We start from the raw sequence: 15928 nt of genomic DNA, 5'->3' as shown, positions 1-15928 counted from the left end.
ACTCACCGCGCAATTCTCGTACGTCCGTCCCGTGTTCTCTCCGTCCGGCTCCATCAGGACAGCAGGGGGTGTACAGGCTCGTGGCAAGTCCGGAAACAGGCGTCCTGGCGGCGCGTGCCCGCGCCCTTGCCGTGCTGCGGATCCGCAGCACGGCGCTGGCCGTCGCGCTGCTGCCGGCGGCCGTGGCCGTGGTGCTGTTCACCGGCCGGGCGACCGGCCACCTCGGCGCGGGCGCCGGCTGGGATCTGGCCCGCTGGATCGCCGGCGGTCTCGCGGTGCTCAGCCTGCTCCTGGCGGCGCTGGTCACGGCCGTCGTGGCGCGCGCCAGACCCGCGCTCAGCCCGTCCGTGCCGATCTCCGAGAAATCGGCGCCCGATCTCTACCGCCTCGTCCGCGATCTCGCCGACCGCCTGGAGGTCCCCGCGCCCTCGGCCATAGCGCTCACCCCGGACTGCGACAGCTGGCTGGAGGACCGTACGCACCGCGCCCACGGCCCGCCGCGCCGCGGCAGGGGAGCGGCACCATGCGAAGGGCGCCGGAGCGCCGAGGCGCCGGTCCTGGTCATCGGCTCGCCCTTCCTGTGGTGGATGCGGGTCGGCGAGCTGCGCGCCCTGCTGGCCCCGGTCGTCGCGGGCACCGGCCCGTCCGCCCACCCCGACATAGCGGCCGCCCGCCGCTTCATCCGCGGCCTGGACGCCGCCGTCGCCGTATCGGCCCGCGCCCGGGGCCCGCTGCGCGCCCTCCCGCTCCGCTTCGTGGGCCGGGTGGCGCGACTGCTGCTGCGGGCCGGCCGCGAACACGCCACGATCATGGAGCGCGCCGTCGCCGCCGCCGCCTCCGAGCGCGCACAGACCGTCGACTACGGCCTGCGGATCGTCGCCCAGGAGCAGGTCGGTCTCGCCTACGCGGGCTGGGACCGGCTGCTGACCCGGGTGGCGCTGCCCGCCTGGCGGATGGGCCGCTGGCCGTCCCGGCTGGACGCCGGTGTGGTCTCCGCGCTCACCGAACTCTCCCGCCGCGACCGCCTCGCCAACGGCTTCGCCTCCCGGCTCGGCGAGCGCCCGGCCTGCGACCTCCTGGAGGAGCCGGGCGCCATCGACCGCGCCGCCTCCCTGCTGGCCGCCCGCCTCTTCCACGGCGGCCCGGCCGAGCCCGGCCCCGACTGGTCGCCGGTCGGCTGGAGCCAGTACCCGGAAGAGGTCGTGGACCGCAAATGGCGCCTGGAGGCCGCCCGCCTCCACCGCGTCCTCGACAACCTCCCGGCGCCCCCGCTCCCGGCGGCCCCGCCCGCTCCGGCGGCCCCGGACCCCGCCTGCGCCCCGCCCCTCTCGTACGCCCGCTCCTCCTCCCGTACGCCCGCGGGCCACCACCCGGCGGACCGCCCCGCCGACGGCTCGCCGCCCACCGGCCACCCCGCCGGCGCCCCGTCGTCCGCCGGCCGTCGCGACGACCCGCCGGCCACACCGGCCCCGGGCCCCACCCTGGCCCGTGTCATCGACCGGCTCGTCCAGGACGAGCGGGCGGGCGATCTGGTTGCCGCCCGGCTGGGCGCGGAGGTCGAGCGCGAGGAGCGCGAGGAAGCGGCCCGCCAGGCCGCCCGCTGCGGCGCGGCGCAGGACGCCGGCATCGGTGTGGCCTGGGGCGACGGCATGGTGTCCGAGGGCGGCCTCCCGCTGTTCCCGCTGCAGCCGCCCCGTACGGGCCGCGAACTCCTCGCCGACCACGTCACCGCCATGGTCTGCTGCGCCGCCGTCGACACCGCGGGAGCCGCCCCCGGCCTGGACTGGCTCGACGGCCCGGCGCTGCTGGTCGACGGCGCCCGCCGCGCCGACCTCGGCCGCCCGGTCCTCAGCCTGGTCGACGACGGCGACGCGGAGCCGCTTCGCGGCTGGCTGACGACGGTCGGCGTACGCCCCGAAAAGCCGGTCCGGCTGGTATGACCGGGACAGCCGGGACAGCCGGAATGACCGGAGCAGCCGGAGCAACCGGAATCGTCGGAAAGTCGCGCTCAAGGCCGCACTTACCCGCCGGGCGGGGGCCGGGCGCCTCGCCCCGCGGCTCCCGCACCACCGGCTGAATGTTCCCTTCCAGTTCGCATTTCGGGGGCCGCACCCTCTAAATTCACGACGAAGGGTGACGGAGTGAGTGCGTAATGTGATGTGCTGAGGGGATGGCCGGCCGGGTTTGCCCGGCCGGACGCAGTAGCGGCTCGATCGGCTGCGGCCGATGGGGATGTGGGAGGGGAGTGAAGGTGGCGACGGATCAGATCAGGCGCTGGGAGTCGGGTGCGCTCGCCCACGCGGTCACGGACCCGTTCGGGCAGGGCCCGCTGCCCTGGCTGCGCGGCAGCGAGAACTACTTCGACTCCGGCCGCATCATTCCCTGGTACGTCGACCCCGCCGTCGCCCAGGGCGCCCTGCCGGTGCCCGACCCCGGCAAGCACAACGGGCCGCGTACCGCCGATGACGTCCACCGCCAGATCAAGGGCTTCGCCGGCCCCGGCGCGGTGGCCCCCGGCGAGGCCATCGACTTCCGCGTCTCGGTGGACCCGCCCCAGCCGTTCAACATCGACATCTACCGCATCGGCCATTACCGGGGCGCCGGCGCCTCCAAGATCACCAACAGCCCCCGCCTGGCCGGTATCGTCCAGCCGCCCCCGCTGACCGCGGACCGTACGGCCTCCTGCCACCACTGGTGGCTCTCCTGGCGCCTGCAGGTCCCCACGTCCTGGCAGCTCGGCGCCTATGTCGCCGTGCTCACCACCGCCGACGGCCGCTACCGCTCCCACATCCCCTTCACGGTCCGCGACCATCAGCCCGCCGATCTCCTCCTGCTGCTGCCCGACATCACGTGGCAGGCCTACAACCTCTACCCGGAGGACGGCCGGACCGGCGCCAGCCTCTACCACGCCTGGGACGAGGAGGGTGCGCTGCTCGGCGAGGCGGACGCCGCCACCACCGTCTCCTTCGACCGCCCCTACGCCGGCGCGGGACTGCCCCTCCACGTCGGCCATGCCTACGACTTCATCCGCTGGGCCGAGCGCTACGGCTACGACCTCGCCTACGCCGACGCCCGCGATCTGCACGCCGGCCGCGTCGACCCGTCCCGCTACCGCGGCCTGGTCTTCCCCGGCCACGACGAGTACTGGTCGGTGCCGATGCGCCGTACGGTCGAGCACGCCCGCGACACCGGCACCTCCCTCGTCTTCCTCTCCGCCAACACCATGTACTGGCAGGTCGATCTCTCCCCCTCGCCCTCGGGCCCGGACGCGCTGCTGCACTGCCGCAAGCGGCAGGGCCCCGGACGTCCCGCGCTCTGGCGGGAGCTGGGAAACCCCGAACAGCGGCTGATGGGCATCCAGTACGCCGGCCGGGTCCCCGAGCCGGCCCCCATGGTCGTACGCAACGGCGGCCACTGGCTGTGGGATGCCACCGGCGCGCACGAAGGCGACGAGCTCCCCGGGCTGGTCGCCGGCGAGGCCGACCGCTACTTTCCGCGCACCAATCTCCCCGAGCACACCGAACGCATCCTGCTCGCCCACTCCCCCTACCGCGACAGCGAAGGCGCCCGCCGCCATCAGGAGACCTCCCTCTACCGTGCCCCCAGCGGCGCCTGGGTCTTCGCCTCCGGGACCTTCGCCTGGTCCCCCGCCCTCGACCGCCCCGGCCACGTCGACGAACGCATCCAACGCGCCACCGCCAACCTCCTCGACCGCATCTGCAAACGCGACTGAGCCCACGGGCGGGGCGCGGGGCCCCGCCCCGCCCGGCCCGTGCGGGGGCCCGCCGACTACCGGGCGGGGATCGACCGGTTACCGCCCACTACCGCGCGGCGACCGGCCCCAGCTCCCGTGCCAGCGCGACCGTCAGGGCCCGGAAGATCCGCACCTCCGGATTCGGGTCCCCGGCACGAGTGGCGAGCACACTCTGCGCCCATGGCGCATCCAGTACCGGGACGAACACCGCCCCCGGCCACGGGTAGTAGCGCGCGAACGACTTCAGTCCCGAGCCCGCTCCCCGCCCTGCCGCCACGCTCGTCAGCACATCCTGCGGGGTCAGCGCGTAGTCGAGGCCACGCCGTTGGCCCTCGTGGAAGTACAGGTAGTCGGAGAAGGGCTGCGGTGTGTGCGAGGGCAGCCGCAGATACGGCAGGTCGATGACGTCCGCCATCCGCACCCCTTCGTGCGCGGCGTCCGCGAGCGAGGACGCCGCCGGCACCGCCACGATCCGCTGCTCGTTCGTCAGCACATCGGCCTCGATCTCCGCACTCCGCACCAGCGGCCGCACGAACGCCACGTCCACCCGGTCCTCGCGCAGCGCACTGCAGTGCTCGGTAAAGGTCAACTGCACCAGCGACACGGGGACGTCGGGCCGGGCCCGGCGGAAGGCGCTGATCGCGGCCGGGGTCACCTCGGCCGATCCGTGCCCCATGACGCCGACCCGCAGCGGCCGGGCCGGTGCCGTCCCCTGTGCCGCGTCCGCCACATCGTCCATGGCGGCGTTGGCGGCGGCGAGCAGCGTACGGGCGTGGGAGACCAGCCGCCGCCCCGCCGCGGTCGGCACCACGGGGCTGCGCTCCAGCAGGACGGTGCCGAACTCCCGCTCCAGTTGCTGTATATGGCCGGTCACCGCCGCGGGAGACAGAAACAACCGGGCCGCCGCCCGTCCGAAGTGCCCCTCCTCGACCACGGCAAGAAAGGAGGAGAGCCGCCGCAGATCCATGCGGCCCACGATAATTCCGGACCCGCGCCGCCACCGGGGGCCGTTCAGTTTTCCTGAACGGGGGAGGCGCCGCGGCCCGCCCGGCCCGTACAACACGTTCCATGACGACCACGGCACACCCCGCCACCTCCCGGACCACCGGCCGTCCGATCCGTCACCGCCACTGGCTGCGCACGGGCTGGGTGATGACCGCCTCGGGCTGGAGCGCCAACCAGTTCTCCGCCCTCCTCGGCGCCTACCATGCGGAGCTCGGTCTGACCGGGGCCACGACCACCGCCCTCTTCGGCGTCTATGTCCTGGGCCTGATCCCTGGTCTGTTCCTGGGAGGTCCGGCCGCCGACCGCCGCGGCCGGCGCCCCGTCGTCTTCGCCGCTCTCACGCTCTCCGCGCTCGCGACCGTGCTGCTGATGGCGGGTTCGATGGCCACCGGCCTGCTGTGGCCCGGCCGCTTCCTGACCGGTATCGGGGCCGGCGCCCTGCTCAGCGCCGGCAGCGCCTGGATCAAGGAGCTGTCCTCGCTCCCGTACGACACCCACTCGACGGCCGGCGCCGCGGCCCGCCGTTCGGGACTCTTCCTCTCCGCGGGTTTCGCCACCGGCGGGCTGGTGGCGGCGCTGATAGCCCAGTGGGCCCCGGCGCCCATGATCACCGCATACCTGCCCCACCTCGTCCTCTCCGTGACAGCCGCGCTCCTGGCGTCCCGCGCACCGGAAACGGCCCGCACCGGCGGCCGGGGGCCCGCCCGCACGCCCGACGCCCCCGCGACGGCACCGGCCCCCGCGACGACACCGGCCCCCGCGCCGCACGGCACCGCCCCCGGCGCGGCCTTCCGCCGCCTGGTCGCCCCCGTCGCCCCCTGGGTGTTCGTCGCCCCCAGCATCGCCCTCGCCACCCTCCCCGGGCTCGTCGATGCGGGTCTCACCGGCTGGCAGACCGTGTACGCCGGGATCCTCACCGCCGTCACCCCCGGCGCCGGCCTGCTCGTCGCACCCTTCGCCCGACGCCTCGCCGCCCGCCACCGCATCGCCACCGCCGTGGCCGGACTCGCCGCCGTTATTGCCGGCCTGCTCCTCGCCGCCTTCGCGGTCGCCCGCATCCGGCCCGACGCCGCACTGCTCGCCGCCGCCGTACTCGGCGCCGGATACGGACTGTGTGTGGCGTACGGTCTCACCGAGGTCGCCGCCCTTGCGCCCCCGGAGGGGCTGGCCCGCCTGACCGCCCGCTTCTGGGCCCTGTGCTACCTGGGCTTCTGCACCCCGTACGCGATCACGCTGCTCACCGGCCTGTTCGCCCCGGCCACGGTGCTGCTCGCGGCGGTCGTCCCGGCCGCGGCCACCCTCGCCCTGATCGCCCGCCGGGGCGCCCACCGGGGCGCGCGCCGGGGTGCCCGCCCTGCCGCATGACGCCCAGCCCCCGGCTGCCCGACCTCAGCTCGCGCCGACTGGAGCCCGGCCCCCCGGTATACCCGGCCCCCGTCCGCCACCACCGGCCCGCGTGAGGGAGAATCGGTATGACTCCTGGATCAACCTACGCGGAGGAAGCGTGCCCGGTTTTGTAGAAAAGCCTGAGCCGGTGGAGGTTCCCGGGCTCACCCACCTTCACACCGGCAAGGTGCGCGACCTCTACCAGAACGCCGCCGGCGACCTGATCATGGTCGCCAGCGACCGCACCTCCGTCTACGACTGGGTGCTGCCCACCGAGATCCCCGAAAAGGGCCGCATCCTCACCCAGCTGTCCCTGTGGTGGTTCGAGCAGCTCTCCGACCTGGCCCCCCACCACGTCCTCTCCACCGACGTCCCGGCCGGCGCCCCCGCCGACTGGGCGGGCCGCACCCTGGTCTGCAAGTCGCTGCGGATGGTCCCCGTCGAGTGTGTGGCCCGCGGCTACCTCACCGGCTCCGGCCTCGCCGAATACCGGCAGACCCGTACCGTCTGCGGCCTGGCCCTCCCCGAAGGCCTCGTCGACGGTTCCGAGCTCCCCGCGCCGATCTTCACCCCGGCCACCAAGGCCGCCGTCGGTGACCACGACGAGAACGTCTCCTACGAGGAGGTCGTCCACCAGATCGGCGCCGAGGTGGCCGCCCAGCTCCGGCAGACGACCCTCGCCGTCTACGGCCGGGCCCGCGACATCGCCCGCGAGCGCGGCGTCATCCTGGCCGACACCAAGTTCGAGTTCGGCTTCGACGGTGAGCAGCTGACCCTGGCCGACGAGGTCCTGACGCCCGACTCCTCGCGCTTCTGGCCGGCCGACCTGTGGCAGCCGGGCCGCGCCCAGCCGTCCTTCGACAAGCAGTTCGTCCGGGACTGGCTGACTTCTCCCGCGGCGGCCTGGGACCGTACGGGAACGCTGCCGCCGCCTGCCCTCCCGCACGAGATCGTCGAGAGCACCCGCGCCAAGTACGTCGAGGCCTACGAGCGTCTTACGGGTCTCAGCTGGGCGTGAGCCCTCGTCCGGGCCGGGCCTCAACCCGGCCCGGGCCGTACCCGGCCGGCGAACAGGTGCCGCGCACACGAAGAGGCCCCGTCCGACATCACTGCCGGCCGGGGCCTTCTCCTTCTGAGCGGACGACGAGGCTCGAACTCGCGACCTCAACCTTGGCAAGGTTGCGCTCTACCAACTGAGCTACGTCCGCATGCTCCGTGCACAGCTCCTGAAACCAGTCGCCGCCGCGCGGTGCGGGCACCACTATAGCCAACCTCGCTCGCGGGCGAGGCGCGCCGCGGCGTGACGGTTCTCCGCACCCAGCTTCGCGGTCGCCGACGAGAGGTAGTTCCGCACCGTCCCGGGCGACAGCGAGGCCCGCTCCGCGATCTCCGCGACCGGCGCCCCGTCCTCGGCGCATTCCAGCACCTCCGCCTCCCTGGCTGACAACGGAGACTCCCCGGCGCTGATCGCATCCGCCGCCAACTCCGGGTCCACATAGCGGTTTCCGGCATGGACCGCGCGTATGATCTCCGCCAGCCGCTGCGCCGACACCGTCTTCGGAACGAACCCCCGCACCCCGGCTTCCAGCGCCCGCTTCAGATGCCCCGGCCGGCCATGGCTCGTCACGATCATGCACCGGCACCCCGGCACCTCACCCCGCAGAGATGTGGCCACTGCCACACCGTCCGCCCCCGGCATCTGCAGATCCAGCACCGCCACATCCGGCCCGTGGGCCCGTGCCATCGCCCGCGCCTCCGGTCCCGACGCCGCCTCGGCCACGACCAGCAGATCGTCCTCCAGCGACAGCAACGCCGCCAGTGCTCCCCGGATCAGATGCTCGTCATCCGCGAGCAACACCCGGATCACCTCGCCACGCACCCCGTCACTCACCTGCCGCCCCACCTCTCCGCCGGCCATGAACCCCCGTTCCGAATCTCGTGCCGAACCTCCGTGCCGAGTCCCTGCGCCGAACCCCTGCACCAGATCCCCGCGCCGCACCAGATCCCCGCACCGAGCCCTTGCGCCGAACCCCCGCCCCGTTCGCCCGCGCCATCCGCACCCTCACCCCTCCCTACCCCGTCACCGCCCCCCTCGGTATCGGCAGCTCGACCGTCAGACGGTAGGAGCCCGGCAGGACCGGGCCCGACGCCAGGGTGCCGCCCAAGGGCTGCAGCCGTTCCCGCAGTCCCTTGAGGCCGCTGCCGGGCAGCGAGCCGGCCCCGGTGGGGTCCGGCCGGTGGGTGACCCCGTCGTTCTCCATGGTCATCACGAGTACCGAGCGGTGCGGATCGATCAGGGTCCGCACCGCACAGTGCCGCACCGCGGCGGCGTGCCGCAGGACGTTCGTGGTGCCTTCGCGTACGACCCAGCCGAGCGCCGACTCCACCTCCGGCGGCAGCTGCGTTTCGTCCTCGCCCTCGATACGGCAGTCCACCCCGGCCGCCCGCAGGATGGAGCGGGCCCCGGCCAACTCCGCCCGGAGATCGGCCTTGCGGTAGCCGCGCACCACCTCCCGTACCTCGCGCTGCGAATCCTGGGCGATCCGCTGCACCTCCACCATCTGCTCCACGGCCTCCGGCCGCTCCCGCCGGGCGAGCTGGACCGCCAGCTCGCTCTTGAGGGCGATCACCGCCAGATTCCGGCCCATGACGTCGTGCAGATCCCGGCCGAACCGCAGCCGTTCCTCGGCGACCGCGAGCCGTGCCTCGGTACCGCGTGCCGCGTCCAGCTTGCGGACCACACCGAGCAGCCATCCCGTGGGCCGCGCTATCACGAAGCTCCACAGACCGGCGAAGACCAGCAGACTCGCCACGGCCAGTGCCCCCAGCCAGGAGCCCTTGAGCACCCCGAGCACCAGGATGAGCCCCGTCGCGGCGGCGGCCAGCGCCGCCAGGAACCCCCGCTTCGACACCAGCAGGCTGTGTGCCATGAAGAACGGTGTGAGGCTGGCGGCGACCGCGATGAACACCGTGGCCAGGTTTTCGTCGCGAGTGTGGCCGTAGCCGATGCCGTTGACCGCGATCAGCGCGACCAACGCGATCTCGGCGGCGAGCGTCAGCACACCCGAGACGAGCAGCAGGCCGCGCGGTGTCGCCCCCAGTTTCAGATAGCTGTTCAACGCCCGGTTGAACAGCGGCACGGCCAGCACGGCCTGCACCACATTCAGTCCGGCGACGGCCACCGCCAAAGTGACCGGCAATGCGCTGCCGCTCGTCATGCCCACGACGGGCATCACCCCGCCGATCGCAGGAAGCCAGGGAAGGGCGTACAGCGTCCAGCGGAAGTACGCCTCGACCATGCCCACCTGGCTCCGCCGTCGCCACATCGCCCGTAGCCGCCCGATCATGCGCTGCCCGCCCCCGTTGCCCGATCTCCTGCGCCGTTAGCGCCGCGGCTCCCAGCGGAACCACCGCTGCACAGCAAACAGCGCGAGCCCGGCCCAGGCCAAGCCGGTGATCAGTTGCCCCACCGTCTCCTTGAGGTCCCCGCCGCCGGTCCAGCCGCCGCGTATCAGCTCCATCGCAGGAGACAGCGGCAGGAATCCGAGGACGGTGGCGATCCGCTCCGGAAAGATATCCAGGGGCACCATCACCCCGGACCCGGCCAGCGACAGCATGATGAAGGGCATCACGATCAGCTGAGCGGACTCGGTCGACCTCGCGAAGGCGGAGGTCGCCGCTGCGAGGCCGAGGACCGTGACCATGCCCAGCAACACTCCTGCGATCAGGAGGTGCGGTGCGGTGGGCAGGTCGGTGTCCAGCACCAGCGCACCGAGGACGGCGAGGAGCACGCACTGCGCCAGCCCTATCAGTACCGAAGGGAGCGCGGTGCCGGTCAGTATTTCCAGATCCCGCAGTTCTCCGGTGCGCAGGCGCTTGAGCACCAGTTCCTCGCGCCGGGCGACATAGGCGGCGGTGACGTTGGAGTAGACGGCAAAGACCAGAACGCAGCCGAGGGTGCCGGGCAACAGCACTGTTCCGACCGACAACCCCGTGCCGGCCAGATTCATCGAACCGACCCCCTGCCGCATGGCGATGGCCATCACAATCGGCAGGAACAACGACGTGTACAGCGCGGACTTGTTGCGGACGAGAAGCGTCAACTCGGCCCGCCCCAGGGCCTGCAGACGGCCGGAAGCGCGGGTTTCGGCGGGAATTCCGCCCCGCTCATCGCCGACAGCTTGGCTTGTACCTGCACTCATGTGTTCTCCAGCCCCTTTGCGATGTGCAGAAATGCCTCTTCCAGCGACGCGGATCTGACGTCCAGTCCGTGCAGCGTGATCCCCTTGTCCTGCGCCCAGACCAGCACCGCCGTCGCGGTCCGCTGCAGTTCGTCCGTCCGCAGCCGGACCGTGCGCCCGGTCGTCTCATGGCCGATGACTCCCAGTTCCCCCAGCGGCGGGAGATCGCCGAGGTGGAATCCCTCGGGCAGCTCGAAGGAGAGGTGCGAGGGATGCGCGGCGACCACGTCCGCGACATATCCCGCCGCCGCTATCCGCCCGCCGTGCAAAATCGCCAGCCGGTCCGCCAGCTCCTCGGCTTCCTCGAGATAGTGCGTGGTCAGCACGATCGTGGTGCCGGCGTCCCGCAGCTCGCGCACCAGCTCCCAGGTGACATGCCGCGCCTCGGTGTCCAGCCCGGTTGTCGGCTCGTCCAGGAACAGCACCTCGGGCCGCCCCAGCAGCGCGAGGGCGAAATCCAGTCGCCGCCGCTCGCCGCCGGACAGCTGCTTGACCCGGACGTCCTTGCGCCGGTCCAGTCCCACGGAGCCGAGGGCTTCCTCGACCGGGCGCGCCCCGGTGGTGCACCCCGCCCACATCCGCAGGGTCTCCGCCGGCGTCAGCTCGGCGGGGAAGCCGCCCTCCTGCAGCATGACGCCGATACGGGGCCGCACCTTGTCCCGCTCCCGGAACGGATCATGGCCGAGGACCCGGATCCGCCCGGACGTGGGCGCGGCCAGGCCCTCCAGCAGTTCGAGGGTGGAGGTCTTGCCCGCACCGTTGGTGCCGAGCAGCGCGAACAGCTCGCCCCGGTCGACGGTGAAGTCGATGCCCTTCACGGCCTCATAGCTCTCCTGCGCGCCGGACCGGCTCCGCCCGCCCGGCCGGCTGCGCCCCTCCGCCTGCCCTGCGGGCGTGCTCCGCCCGCCCGGACGGGGCGTCTCCTTCCCGCGCCCTCCGGCCGCGCCGTAGCGCCGGCGGAGTTCGGTGACTTCGATCACACTGGCGCCGGAGCCGGTGCCCCCGGCGCCGCCGCGGCCGGCCTCCGCGATGGTTTTCTCCCCGATGTTCATGAGTCCAGCGTTTCGCCGGATCGCGTTTCCGGGCAGTGCGTCCTGTCATCGCAGCCGATGACAAATGTCAGTTGCCTACGCCGGAAGAGAGGGCAGGGGGACGGTGCGACGGAGAGGGAGGGAGGCGGGTGCGACACGACCGCCGGAAAAAGGAAGAAGGCCCCGGTCGCAATGACCGGGGCCTTCTCTTTCGGAGCGGACGACGAGGCTCGAACTCGCGACCTCAACCTTGGCAAGGTTGCGCTCTACCAACTGAGCTACGTCCGCAGGCATCCACTCGGCTTTCACCGAGCGGCGCGACAGCTACTGTACCTGATCCCGTGACCGGGAACGGTCGAGCTGTCAGAGCGGGTGACAGGGATTGCACACTGCGCCTCCCTCTTGGAAAGAGGGCGCTCTACTACTGAGCTACACCCGCGTGACTCCGTGAGGTCCGGCCTTTCGGCCTCGCCCCTCGGCGTGTTCCAGACTCTAGCTGATCAGTAGGGGTGCTGTGCAAGTCGGCTGTGCCCGGCCCGGGGGACGCGCTGAAGTCGGTTAGCGGTTGGCGGCGTTGAAGGCCTCGTAGACCTTCTTGGGGATCCGGCCGCGCGGGGGGACGTCCATCTGGTGGGACCGCGCCCAGGCGCGGACGGCCGCGGGGTCGGGGTTCACCGCGGTCCGGTGGTAGGCCTTGCCGGACTTGGCCCGCTTGCGGCCGGCCTCCACGAACGGGGCGAGAGCGCCGCGCAGTTTCTTCGCATTGGCTGGATTGAGGTCGATCTCGTACGACTTCCCGTCCAATCCGAAGGCGACCGTCTCTGCGGCTTCTCCTCCGTCGATGTCATCGGAGAGCGTTACTACTACGCGCTGCGCCACGGATATCGGTCCTTTCGTGGAGCGACCCCTTGTTGACATGGGGTGATGCTCCGGATCCGGCTGATTGGGATCAATGCTTTTTCATTTGTACAGCGATGGGCATTGCATTGTGAAGCCCAGTTAATTTCGTCAGCGTGTCTTCCCGCAATCCGGACCCCGGATCTTTTCGAGAATTTTTCCTGAGCTGCACTCCTTCCGATACCGGACCGTGATCGGGCCGCCCGCATATCTATGCGCGTAGATTTTCGAACACGGTACTGTGAGGACACCGCCTTACGCACCACACCACCGGGAGTGCCAGTGGCACGCGTCGTAGTCGACGTCATGCTCAAGCCGGAGATCCTCGACCCGCAGGGGCAGGCGGTGCAGCGCGCACTGCCACGCCTGGGCTTCGAGGGGATCGCCGACGTCCGTCAGGGCAAGCGTTTCGAACTTGAGGTGGAGGGTCCGGTCGACGACGCCGCCCTCGCTCGCATCCAAGAGATGGCCGAGACCTTCCTCGCCAACACCGTCATCGAAGACTTCACCGTGCGGGTCGACTCATGACCTCGCGGATCGGAGTCATTACCTTCCCCGGCACGCTCGACGACCGCGACACCCAGCGCGCGGTCCGGGTCGCCGGTGCCGAAGCGGTGCCGCTGTGGCACCGCGACAAGGACCTCAAGCAGGTCGACGCCGTGGTGCTGCCCGGCGGTTTCTCGTACGGCGACTATCTGCGGGCCGGCGCGATTTCCCGGTTCTCGCCGGTGATGGAGACCGTGATCGAGCAGGCCAGGGCCGGTATGCCGGTCCTCGGTATCTGCAACGGCTTCCAGGTGCTCACCGAGACCCACCTGCTGCCCGGCGCCATGCTGCGCAACAACCATCTGCACTTCATCTGCCGCGACCAGAAGCTGCGGGTGGAGAACGCGGAGACCTCCTGGACGTCGGACTACGCGTCCGGCCAGGAGATCAGCATCCCGCTGAAGAACATCGACGGCCGGTACGTCGCCGACGAGCGCACGCTCGACATGCTCGAGGCCGAGGGCCGGGTCGCCTTCCGCTACCTGGACGGCAACCCCAACGGCTCGCTCCGCGACATCGCCGGCATCACCAATGAGGCGGGCAATGTCGTCGGCCTCATGCCGCACCCCGAGCACGCCGTGGAGCCGCTGATCGGTACGGGCCGTACCGATGGCCTCGGATTCTTCACCTCGATCCTGAAGAAGCTGGTCAACGCATGACTCTGGACACCGTCAAGCACGCAGCCGAGACGCCGGACACCGACCAGCCGTGGGCCGAGCTCGGCCTGAAGCAGGACGAGTACCAGCGCATCCGCGAGATCCTCGGCCGCCGTCCCACCGGCGCCGAACTCGCCATGTACTCGGTGATGTGGTCCGAGCACTGCTCCTACAAGAGCAGCAAGGTCCACCTCAAGCAGTTCGGCGAGAAGGCCCCGGAGAACGACGCGCTGCTCGTCGGCATCGGCGAGAACGCCGGTGTCGTCGACGTCGGCCAGGGCTACGCCGTCACCTTCAAGGTGGAGTCCCACAACCACCCCTCGTACATCGAGCCCTACCAGGGCGCGGCCACCGGCGTCGGCGGCATCGTCCGCGACATCCTCGCCATGGGTGCCCGCCCGGTCGCCGTCGTGGACCCGCTGCGGTTCGGCGCCGCCGACCACCCCGACACCAAGCGCGTCCTGCCGGGCGTGGTGTCGGGCATCGGCGGGTACGGCAACTGTCTGGGCCTGCCCAACATCGGCGGCGAGGTCGTCTTCGACGCCTGCTACCAGGGCAACCCCCTGGTCAACGCCGGCTGCATCGGCGTCATGAAGCACGAGGACATCCACCTCGCCAAGGCGTCCGGCGCCGGCAACAAGGTCATCCTCTACGGCGCCCGCACCGGCGGCGACGGCATCGGCGGTGTCTCCGTGCTGGCCTCGGAGACCTTCGACGACTCCAAGCCCGCCAAGCGCCCCGCCGTCCAGGTCGGCGACCCCTTCCAGGAGAAGCTGCTCATCGAGTGCACCCTGGAGATCTTCAAGGAAGACCTGGTCGACGGCATCCAGGACCTCGGCGGCGCCGGGCTGTCCTGCGCCACCAGCGAGCTGGCCTCGGCCGGCTCCGGCGGGATGCGCGTCGAGCTGGACACCGTGCCGCTGCGTGACTCCTCCCTCTCGCCCGAGGAAATCCTCATGAGCGAGTCGCAGGAGCGGATGTGCGCGATCGTCGAGCCGGGGAAGGTCGACCGCTTCCTGGAGATCTGCGAGAAGTGGGACGTCATCGCGACCGTCATCGGTGAGGTGACGGAGGGCTCGCAGCTGGAGATCTTCTGGCACGGCGAGCAGATCGTGGACGTACCGCCGCGCACCGTGGCCCACGAGGGCCCGGTCTACCAGCGCCCGTATGCCCGGCCCGACTGGCAGGACGCCCTCCAGGCCGACGACGCGGCCAAGCTGGCCCGCCCGGCGAACGCGGACGAGCTGCGCGCGCAGGTCCTCGCGCTGGTGGCCTCGCCCAACCAGGCCTCCAAGGCGTGGATCACCGACCAGTACGACCGGTTCGTGCAGGGCAACACCGTCCTCGCGCAGCCGGAGGACGCCGGCATGGTCCGGATCGACGAGGACAGCAACCTCGGTGTCGCGCTCGCCACGGACGGCAACGGGCGCTACGCCAAGCTCGACCCGTACACCGGCGCGCAGCTGGCGCTGGCCGAGGCGTACCGCAATGTCGCCGCGTCCGGTGCCAAGCCGCTGGCCGTCTCCGACTGCCTGAACTTCGGTTCGCCCGAGGACCCGGCGGTGATGTGGCAGTTCGCCGAGGCCACCCGTGGTCTCGCCGACGCCTGCCAGACCCTCGGCACCCCGGTCACCGGCGGCAATGTGTCGCTCTACAACCAGACCGGCGAGGTGGCGATCCACCCGACCCCGGTCGTCGCGGTGCTCGGCGTGATCGACGATGTGAACCGCCGTACCCCGATCGCCTTCGCGGACGAGGGCCAGCTGCTCTACCTCCTGGGTGACACCCGCGAGGAGCTGGGTGGTTCGGCCTGGTCGCAGGTGGTGCACGACCACCTCGGCGGTCTGCCGCCGCAGGTGGACCTGGAGCGCGAGCGGCTGCTGGCCGAGGTGCTGATCTCCGCCTCCCGCGACGGCATGATCGACGCCGCGCACGACCTCTCCGACGGCGGTCTGATCCAGGCCGTGGTGGAGTCCTGCCTGCGCGGCGGCAAGGGTGCCCGCCTCGTCGTTCCCGACGGTCTCGACCCCTTCGTGCTGCTCTTCTCCGAGTCGGCGGGCCGGGCCGTGGTGGCCGTGCCGCGCAGCGAGGAGCTTCGCTTCACCGACATGTGCGGTGCACGGGGGCTGCCGGCCACCCGGATCGGTGTGGTCGACGGCACCGAGATCGACGTCCAGGGGCAGTTCAGCATCCCGCTGAGCGAACTGAAGGACGCGCACGAGGCGACCATCCCGGGCCTGATCGCCTGATCGCCTGATCCGTCTGAGACGCAGCCCGGGCGCCGCGCCGCGCCACCGACGGCCCGTTCCCGCCATGGGGACGGGCCGTCGCCATTTTTCCCCGCACCTTCCGGCGCCTCCCCGTACCTACCCGCCCGGCAGCCATTGCCATGAATTACGTTATTACGTAATC

General features: G+C 71.6%; 13 protein-coding genes and 3 tRNA genes. 7 read left to right on the top strand and 9 right to left on the bottom strand.

The annotated features are described in order from the left end of the window. Positions 1–80 precede the first annotated feature (80 nt). Entirely contained in the window at positions 81–1940 is a 1860-nt protein-coding gene (locus CFW40_RS16235; protein WP_256331444.1) for a hypothetical protein, read from the top strand. 311 nt (positions 1941–2251) lie between these two features. Further along, complete coding sequence (locus CFW40_RS16230; protein WP_088802158.1) at positions 2252–3733, top strand: N,N-dimethylformamidase beta subunit family domain-containing protein; 1482 nt, start codon at positions 2252–2254, stop codon at positions 3731–3733. A gap of 88 nt (positions 3734–3821) precedes the next feature. Here CFW40_RS16230 and CFW40_RS16225 read toward each other — a convergent pair whose 3' ends face one another. Beyond that, entirely contained in the window at positions 3822–4721 is a 900-nt protein-coding gene (locus tag CFW40_RS16225; protein ID WP_088798570.1) for a LysR family transcriptional regulator, read from the bottom strand. A 101-nt stretch (positions 4722–4822) separates the two neighbouring features. Between CFW40_RS16225 and CFW40_RS16220 the strand changes: the two genes are divergently transcribed. After that, the gene (locus CFW40_RS16220) at positions 4823–6124 is read left to right on the top strand and encodes an MFS transporter (RefSeq protein WP_256331445.1); all 1302 of its coding nucleotides are present in this window, start codon (positions 4823–4825) and stop codon (positions 6122–6124) included. 139 nt (positions 6125–6263) lie between these two features. Continuing rightward, entirely contained in the window at positions 6264–7163 is a 900-nt protein-coding gene (locus CFW40_RS16215) for a phosphoribosylaminoimidazolesuccinocarboxamide synthase (protein ID WP_088798569.1), read from the top strand. A gap of 117 nt (positions 7164–7280) precedes the next feature. Here the strand turns inward: CFW40_RS16215 and CFW40_RS16210 are convergent. The 8 genes from CFW40_RS16210 to CFW40_RS16175 form a co-directional block, all read right to left on the bottom strand. Further along, a tRNA-Gly gene (locus CFW40_RS16210) sits at positions 7281–7353 on the bottom strand. Positions 7354–7406: 53 nt separating this feature from the next. Further along, positions 7407–8036 (bottom strand): DNA-binding response regulator, encoded by a 630-nt coding sequence (locus CFW40_RS16205; protein WP_256331446.1) that lies wholly within the window; start codon positions 8034–8036, stop codon positions 7407–7409. A gap of 181 nt (positions 8037–8217) precedes the next feature. Further along, the gene (locus tag CFW40_RS16200) at positions 8218–9444 is read right to left on the bottom strand and encodes a sensor histidine kinase (protein ID WP_256331447.1); all 1227 of its coding nucleotides are present in this window, start codon (positions 9442–9444) and stop codon (positions 8218–8220) included. Positions 9445–9528: 84 nt separating this feature from the next. Next, a complete protein-coding gene (locus CFW40_RS16195; protein ID WP_088798566.1) occupies positions 9529–10347 on the bottom strand; it encodes an ABC transporter permease in 819 nt (272 codons plus the stop codon). Beyond that, positions 10344–11438 (bottom strand): ABC transporter ATP-binding protein, encoded by a 1095-nt coding sequence (locus tag CFW40_RS16190; RefSeq protein ID WP_088798565.1) that lies wholly within the window; start codon positions 11436–11438, stop codon positions 10344–10346. Before CFW40_RS16190 ends, CFW40_RS16195 begins: the two co-directional genes overlap by 4 nt. A 194-nt stretch (positions 11439–11632) precedes the next feature. Further along, positions 11633–11705: transfer RNA gene (locus CFW40_RS16185), tRNA-Gly, on the bottom strand. A 79-nt stretch (positions 11706–11784) separates the two neighbouring features. Then, positions 11785–11856 (bottom strand) — tRNA-Gly (locus CFW40_RS16180). Between the two features lie 119 nt (positions 11857–11975). Then, complete coding sequence (locus CFW40_RS16175) at positions 11976–12296, bottom strand: Lsr2 family protein (RefSeq protein ID WP_088798564.1); 321 nt, start codon at positions 12294–12296, stop codon at positions 11976–11978. Between the two features lie 300 nt (positions 12297–12596). Here CFW40_RS16175 and purS point away from each other — a divergent pair, with 300 nt between their 5' ends. The 3 genes from purS to purL are packed head-to-tail and all read left to right on the top strand — an operon-like array spanning position 12597 to position 15765. Continuing rightward, on the top strand, positions 12597–12842 hold the full coding sequence (purS, locus tag CFW40_RS16170) for a phosphoribosylformylglycinamidine synthase subunit PurS (RefSeq protein WP_030086196.1): 246 nt from the start codon (positions 12597–12599) through the stop codon (positions 12840–12842). Beyond that, positions 12839–13519, top strand: a complete 681-nt coding sequence (gene purQ / locus CFW40_RS16165) for a phosphoribosylformylglycinamidine synthase subunit PurQ (RefSeq protein ID WP_088798563.1) — start codon at positions 12839–12841, stop codon at positions 13517–13519. Before purS ends, purQ begins: the two co-directional genes overlap by 4 nt. Further along, positions 13516–15765 (top strand): phosphoribosylformylglycinamidine synthase subunit PurL, encoded by a 2250-nt coding sequence (gene purL / locus CFW40_RS16160; protein WP_088798562.1) that lies wholly within the window; start codon positions 13516–13518, stop codon positions 15763–15765. Before purQ ends, purL begins: the two co-directional genes overlap by 4 nt. Positions 15766–15928 lie beyond the last annotated feature (163 nt).

The organism is Streptomyces sp. 2114.4 (assembly GCF_900187385.1).
GTDB classification, from domain to species: Bacteria; Actinomycetota; Actinomycetes; order Streptomycetales; family Streptomycetaceae; genus Streptomyces; species Streptomyces mooreae.
This window is presented reverse-complemented; position numbering and strand designations above follow the sequence as displayed.